Source organism: Brevibacterium picturae (assembly GCF_030453725.1).
Lineage (GTDB): Bacteria > Actinomycetota > Actinomycetes > Actinomycetales > Brevibacteriaceae > Brevibacterium > Brevibacterium sandarakinum_A.
In genome coordinates this window covers 1-6,448 of the sequence record NZ_JAKDJU010000170.1, presented here as the reverse complement: position 1 = coordinate 6,448, position 6,448 = coordinate 1, and the positions used below count along the sequence as shown (strand labels likewise).

Annotated in this window: 6 protein-coding genes; 3 read left to right on the top strand and 3 right to left on the bottom strand. The window is 65.4% G+C overall.

Annotation, left to right across the window (positions count from 1 at the left end; translation table 11 throughout):
• Both L0G76_RS13230 and L0G76_RS13225 read right to left on the bottom strand, forming a co-directional pair.
• Positions 1–557 (bottom strand): sensor domain-containing protein (locus L0G76_RS13230; protein WP_304357643.1); only part of this gene is annotated, 557 nt, incomplete at its 3' end.
• On the bottom strand, positions 554–1,519 hold the full coding sequence (locus tag L0G76_RS13225; protein ID WP_304357642.1) for a DMT family protein: 966 nt from the start codon (positions 1,517–1,519) through the stop codon (positions 554–556). The genes L0G76_RS13225 and L0G76_RS13230, both read right to left, overlap by 4 nt.
• Positions 1,520–1,863: 344 nt before the next feature.
• On the opposite strand from L0G76_RS13225, the gene L0G76_RS13220 reads away from it, so the two are divergent.
• Both L0G76_RS13220 and L0G76_RS13215 read left to right on the top strand, forming a co-directional pair.
• Positions 1,864–2,511: a response regulator gene (locus tag L0G76_RS13220; RefSeq protein WP_304357644.1), complete on the top strand. Its 648-nt coding sequence runs from the start codon at positions 1,864–1,866 to the stop codon at positions 2,509–2,511.
• Between the two features lie 201 nt (positions 2,512–2,712).
• Positions 2,713–3,948: a UPF0158 family protein gene (locus L0G76_RS13215; protein WP_304357641.1), complete on the top strand. Its 1,236-nt coding sequence runs from the start codon at positions 2,713–2,715 to the stop codon at positions 3,946–3,948.
• Positions 3,949–3,985: 37 nt separating this feature from the next.
• On the opposite strand, the gene L0G76_RS13210 is transcribed toward L0G76_RS13215, so the two are convergent.
• A complete protein-coding gene (locus L0G76_RS13210; RefSeq protein WP_304357640.1) occupies positions 3,986–5,089 on the bottom strand; it encodes a nitronate monooxygenase in 1,104 nt (367 codons plus the stop codon).
• Positions 5,090–5,256: 167 nt separating this feature from the next.
• On the opposite strand from L0G76_RS13210, the gene L0G76_RS13205 reads away from it, so the two are divergent.
• On the top strand, positions 5,257–6,448 hold a 1,192-nt coding region (locus L0G76_RS13205), incomplete at its 3' end, for an acyltransferase family protein (protein WP_304357639.1).

Genomic DNA, 6,448 nt, shown 5'->3' with positions numbered 1-6,448 from the left:
TAGGTCAGCCCGCCCAGGGCTCCGATGAACCAGGGCACCACCACTGAGAACGTGAAGAGACGGATCGGCAGGGCGAACACGGCCTCGAACAGCAGATCGAGCCACCGGCGGCCCTCGGCCATGGCACCGATCCACCCGCGGATTCCGCTTCCACGGGGACGGCGGACCACCTCGGCGATGGGGGCTCCCCACTGCCGGGCGCGGGCACGCGAGAGGTTCGCGAAACCGGTCGCCACGAACAGCGTCAATGGCAGGAGCAGGGCGCCGATCCAGATGATGAGAGTAGCGATCGAGACCGAGAACAGTGTGATGAGCACGACGAAGCCGATGAGGGAGATGAAGAAGCCGGGCAGCACGAGGACGCTGTCGCGGCCCATGTTGTGCCACATCCGCGACCACCACGACCGGGTGGGTTCCGGGGCCCGGTGAGGGTGCGGCTGCGTCAGGGGGTCTGCGGGACGGGACACGTTCTCAGGGTACGTGCTCGGCCGCGGGGGCGCATCGATGTGCGCGTCGGTGGACGTAGCGATGTGCGGGGAGTCGAAGGACTGGTTCATGATCGGGTACCTTGTTCTTTTCGGGTGAGTGTTCGGGCGCTCGACATGGCGTGCGCAGACGGTTCCGATGGGACGGGTGAGCCGTTGAACGCAGGTGCTGCCGTTGGTGACGGACGGTCGTGTGGGGTCTTCGCGTCGAGGACGCGGGGATGGAACTGTGAGAGCATCCAGACTCCGCCGATTCCTCCGGCCGCGGCAGCCAGAAGCAGACCGATGGCCATGGGGGTGAGGCCCGTGTACTCGCCGAAGAAGGCGGCACCGATCACCACTGCCACGATCGGGTCGATGACGGTCAGTCCCGCGAGGACCGTCTCAGCAGGTCCGCAGGCGTAGGCGGTCTGGACCAGCCAGAATCCCACCGCCGAGGCCAGCCCCACCGCGGCGAGCACCATCCACCACCGCGCGCCCAGGAGGTCGAATCCGGGCAGTCCGCCTGCGACGACCGTGCGGGCGAGCACATGGGTGGCGGCCGCGACCGTGCCGAAGATGATGCCGGTCATGACGACGCGTGGGATGTGCCCGGCGGTGCTGAAGGCGAAGAGTGTGCCGAAGACGGTGAGCGCGACGAGGATAGCCAGCATCCAGGTCACCGATTCCTGGGTGGCGACGAGTTCGTGGGAGAACTGCGCCGAGGTGGTCACGAAGGCGAAGATTCCGAACATCGTCACCCCGATGCTGATGAGCAGTGGGGCACCCAGCGCCAGACCGAAGAACCGGCGGCTGATGAGGGCGGCGAAGACGAGGGAGATCGCGCCGATGGGCTGGACGATGGCGACGGGGCCGAGTCCCAGAGCGATGACGTTGAGGACGGTGACCAGGCCCACCAGGCCCAGGCCCGTGATCCATGTGGCTCGGCGTTTGGGTCCGGGCGCCATGGTGGCCACGGCGTACTGCTGGAAGTGCGTGCCGAGCGCCAGGCAGAAGGCTGCGAGAGCGGCGAGGATTATCGCGGTGATGATCATGGTGTGCACGCTAAGGACACGGTGTCATGGGGCGCATCATACGGAGGAGTGATTGTGCGGACGGGGGAGTGGTACTTTCGGATGAAATCGATGCCGGCGAGGATGTGATCGCCGAGTTGTCACGGTTTTCAGGGCCGCCGACGGTGCCGGTCGGGTAGCGTGAGACCATGCCAGTTTCAGGAGCACCAGGGGCGAGTTCGGGAGCATCGAGGGCGGGGTCCACGCCGAGTCCCACTCCGAGTCCCACTCCGGGATCGGGGTCCACTCCGGGGGCGACGCCCAGTCCCACTCCGGGATCGATCGCGAGCGACGGGGTGCCACCGCCGTCAGCCGAGACGACCCGCGTGGCCATCGTCGACGACCAGGCCATGGTCCGACAGGGATTCGGCGCCCTCCTCGATGCACAGCCGGACATGAGTGTCGTCGGCAGCGCCGAGGACGGTTCGCAGGTCGTCGACCTCGTGCGGCGGACCGCGCCGGACGTCATCCTCATGGACATCCGGATGCCGAGGCTCAACGGTCTGGATGCCACCCGGGCGGTGTTCTCGATGCCCGGCGAGCACCCGAAGATCATCATGCTCACCACCTTCGACGCCGATGAGTACGTGTTCTCCGCGCTGCGTGCCGGGGCCAGCGGGTTTCTCCTCAAGGATGCCACGGCCGAGGACATGATCACGGCTGTGCGTGTGGTCGCCGAGGGGCAGTCGCTGCTGGCACCGTCGGTGACCCGACGTCTCATCTCGGAGTACGTCAGCGGTCCGAAGGTGGCCAAGGACACCGCCGTCCTCGGCCAGCTGACCGACCGTGAGATCGACGTCATGTCGCTGGTGGCCAAAGGCCATGCCAACGCCGAGGTGGCCAAGCAGCTGTTCCTGGCCGAGCAGACCGTGAAGACCCACGTCTCCCGGATCCTGTCGAAGCTGGGGCTGCGCGATCGCACCCAGATCGTCGTCGCAGCCTATGAATCCGGACTGGTCGTCGCCGGCGGGTGAAGCAGTCGCGAGTGCCCGAGCGCCGAATTTCCGAGCGCCCGAGTGCCCGAGTGCCGCAGCCACGCTCGAAGCCTTCTTAGGTGGTCGTTTTGGGCTGAAGAATCATTGTCCGATCCGACCAAAACGACCACCGAAGCCGCGCGCGGACACTTCCTGCCCGAGCAGCTTCCCGCCCGAACGGCAAACTGTCATACTCGATCCATGGCGAAAACATGGCTGTCCATCAATGTCGAGTTGCTCGGAGGCGGTGGAACCGAGCTGTGGCCCTGGCCCGGGCGAACGTTCGCCGTCGGACCATCACACACGTTCGAGGACCTGGCTGAAGCGGTCAACGTGGCATTCGCCCGGTGGGACCATTCTCACCTATCGGTGTTCACCTTGCGCGACGGACGCATGCTGACCGATGAGTTCAACGGCCCGGAACTGGGCAACTCGGCATTCGGACCCGTACAGGAGGTTCTCGACTTCGCGCGAGTGAAAGTGGCACAGACCGTGAAAGCAGGTGACGAATTCAAATTCACCTTCGACCTCGGCGACGACTGGACCCACCGCTGCACCGTGAACCGGACGAAGGTGGATCCGCTCGAGGTCATCGGCATCAAACCGGCCAAGCCGCTCGCCTATTGGGGATGGGGCTCGATGCCCGACCAGTACGGCAGACGCTGGGCCGATGACGACGGCTCAGCTCCGCCACCGCACAAACAGTCAGAACCGCATCCGATGGTATACGGTAATTGGCCGAACACCGTCGAGGCCCCTCTCGTCGACGATGCCGAGGTCAGAGCGGCCACGGTGACGAAGGACGCCGATCGGTTCCTCGCAGCGATCTCCGGCAGCCACATCGACGAGGCCCTGCAGCAGCTCGGTGCGGGAATGTCCATGGCACTCGAACAGCGGCGGGAGAGGGCCGAGCCGATTGCCCTGTCCATGGTCAATCGATTGACGTTCCGTGCTTTCCCCGGTGACAGTGAACTCGCCGAGGCTCTGCTCGCCATACTGCGGAGGGAACCGGGTCCCGGTCTGGACCTGGACATCGACATCGAGATGCTCTCGGACATCCACGAGGGAATGACCGACGAATCGACCGGAGGCTATATCGACCTCGAGACCGGTGACGTCGTCGACGCAGCTGCGGTGGAGTATGGGGACTCCGGTGACGACATCGACCTCGAGAACGACCCGGACAGGTGGTTGGGCTTCGCCCGATCCGAGACGCGGGAGGCATGGGAGGACATGAGCGACTTCATCGACAGATTGCGGGAGCCCGCGCTGCGTGAACGCGGACAGAACGTCATCGAGGGCAAGGGTGCGTTTCGGCGATTCAAGTCGTTCGTCGACGACCATGACCTCCTCGACAGGTGGCGGTTGTTCTCCGAGGACCGGAAGTTCGGGCGGGCACGCGTACTTCTCGCGCAGAACGACATCAGCGTCATCTGAGTCATGCTGGTGCCCGCGTGCGAGGCCTACGGCGCGGTCAGCTGCGAGAGAACCGTCCGCCGAGCTCCTTGACGATCGTCTCCGCGGAGCCTGTCCGAGCGCTGCGATAGCCGGTGCCGGCCCACAGGTGCAGACCCTGCGGATCATCGTTCTTCTTCGCATGGGCGCGAAACGTCTTCGTCAGATGATGGACCGCCGGGTAGGCGTCGACCGCGATCGGATCGAACTTGCGCACGAAGTCGTTGACCAGTGCACGAGCGGGCCGACCTGTGAACGCCCTGGTCAGCTGTGTCTCATTGAAGTCCTCGGACTGCAGTGCGGCGCGATGAGTGGCTGCAGTCCCTGCCTCATCGGACAGCAGCAGAAGAGTTCCGACGACAACAGCGCTCGCCCCGGCCTGCAGCAGCTCGTCCACGGCGTCCGCGCCGTCGACCCCGCCCCCTGCCGCCACCGGCAGATCCACCTCGGCGAGGACATCGCGAACGAGGTCGACGGTGGCACGATCGTCGATCGATCGCGTCGGATCGGCCGTGCCCGAATGCCCACCAGCCCGAGGACCCTGCACGATGAGAGCGTCAACGCCGCGCTCGGCGGCGGTGCGAGCCTCGGCGGCGGTCGTCACGGTGGCCACGACCTGGGTGCCGACGGAATGGAGACGATCGACCACCTCGGCGGTGGGGATGTTGAACGTCATCGACACCAGGGGCACGGGATTGTCGATGAGGAAGTCGACCTTTTCGTCGTAGTGATCGTCGTCCTCGACGGGTTCGGGGTCGACGCCGACCCCGTGATCGGCCGCGACCGGTTCGAGCGCCGAGGCGAAGGCGTCGAAGGCACCGCGATCGATGGGCACAGGGTTCGGAGCGAAGAGATTGACACCGAAAGTCTCGGTCGTCTCCCGCATGCGTGTGACGAGCGGGGCGAGTGCCTCGGCGGTGAGGTAACCGCCGGCCACGAAGGGGAATCCGCCGGCTCGGGCGACCGCGGCGGTGAGCTCGGGTGTGGTGGTTCCGCCGGCCATCGGTGCGCCGATGATGGGCAGGTCGGTTGTCTCGAAGGCGATCGTCGTCATCGTTTCGTGCTCCTTGCTCGGGCTTCCCGGTTTGCTGGATTCCTGATCGGGTGATGCTCTCGTTGCCATTCTTGCACTCCGTCGAGGGGGTGATGGTCCGGGATGGGGCAGGCGCGGTTCACTCGGAAGTAGTGCTTGAGGGCGCTCAGATCGAGACTCGGAGGTGATGTTCCGAGGACAACCGCGCTCGTAGCTTCGGTTCAGTCGCACACCGCTGAACCGTTCAAGGAGTCATCATGTCACTCACCTTCGCTGGGAGTTCCGAAGCACCTGGGGTGCCCGAGGTGCCGGGGGCGCCCGAAGCCTCCGGACGCTCCGCGAACCGGGCCGCCGTCAACCTTCCCCACCGCGACGGTGCCATCGACCTCATCCGGTTCGGCTGCCTCGTCGTCGTGGTGATTCTGCATTCCCTGATGAGTGGGGCGGTCCTCGGGGCCGACGGGGAAGTGGTGCCGACCGTGGCGCTCTCCGGAACCGTCGGTTTCACAGTCGCCTCATGGCTCTACCAGATCATGCCGCTGTTCTTCTTCATCGGCGGATATGCCGCCATCAACGGCTGGCGGCGCACCCAGGCCACCGGAGGAACCTGGGCCGACTACATTCGCGCTCGCCTGCGACGCCTCGTCATCCCGGTCGCCGTGCTCATCGGCGTTGCCGGCGTCGGCCTGTCCATCGCCTCAGAATTGGGAGTGCCCACCGGCCTGCTCGCAGAGGCGAGTACACGTATCGGCCAGCCTCTGTGGTTCCTCGCCGTCTATGTCGGACTGACATCACTGGTGCCGTTGGCGGTGCACTTCCACGAAAGGGCGCCGAGGCGGACGATCGCAGCACTCGCAGGTGCCGTCATCGTCGTCGACACCTTTGTCGCACTCACGGGGGTGACTGGGCTGGGCTATCTCAACTTCCTGTTCGTCTGGCCCCTGATTCAGCAGTGCGGCTTCTTCTATGCCGATGCCATTCATCGTCCTGTGCGGGTCGGGTTCGCGTGGACCACCATGGTTCTCGCCCTGGTGGCGCTCGGAGTGCTCGTCGGAGTCGGGGTCTACAGCCCGAACATGCTCGTCAATCTCAACCCGCCGACAGGTGCATTGGTGCTGCTGGGAGTGGCGCAGATGTGCATCCTGCGACTGAGCCATGCGCGGCTCAACGAGATTGTGTCCGGTGGGCGACAAAGTACAGGGCGTGCGCGCGACTATCGAGCCCGCGTCTGGCAGCGCGTCATCAGCTGGGGCAACACCTACGGCATTCAGGTCTACCTGTGGCACATGCCCATCGTCATCGTCCTCATCGGGGTGCTCGGCTTCGGCGCGAAGCTGGTGGCCGGTGTCTCATTCGGAGACGACCTTCCATCGGCAGGAATCCTGCTGCCCGAGATCGAATCGCCGTGGTGGTGGCTGACGCGACTGTCCTGGCTGATCACGGTGATGG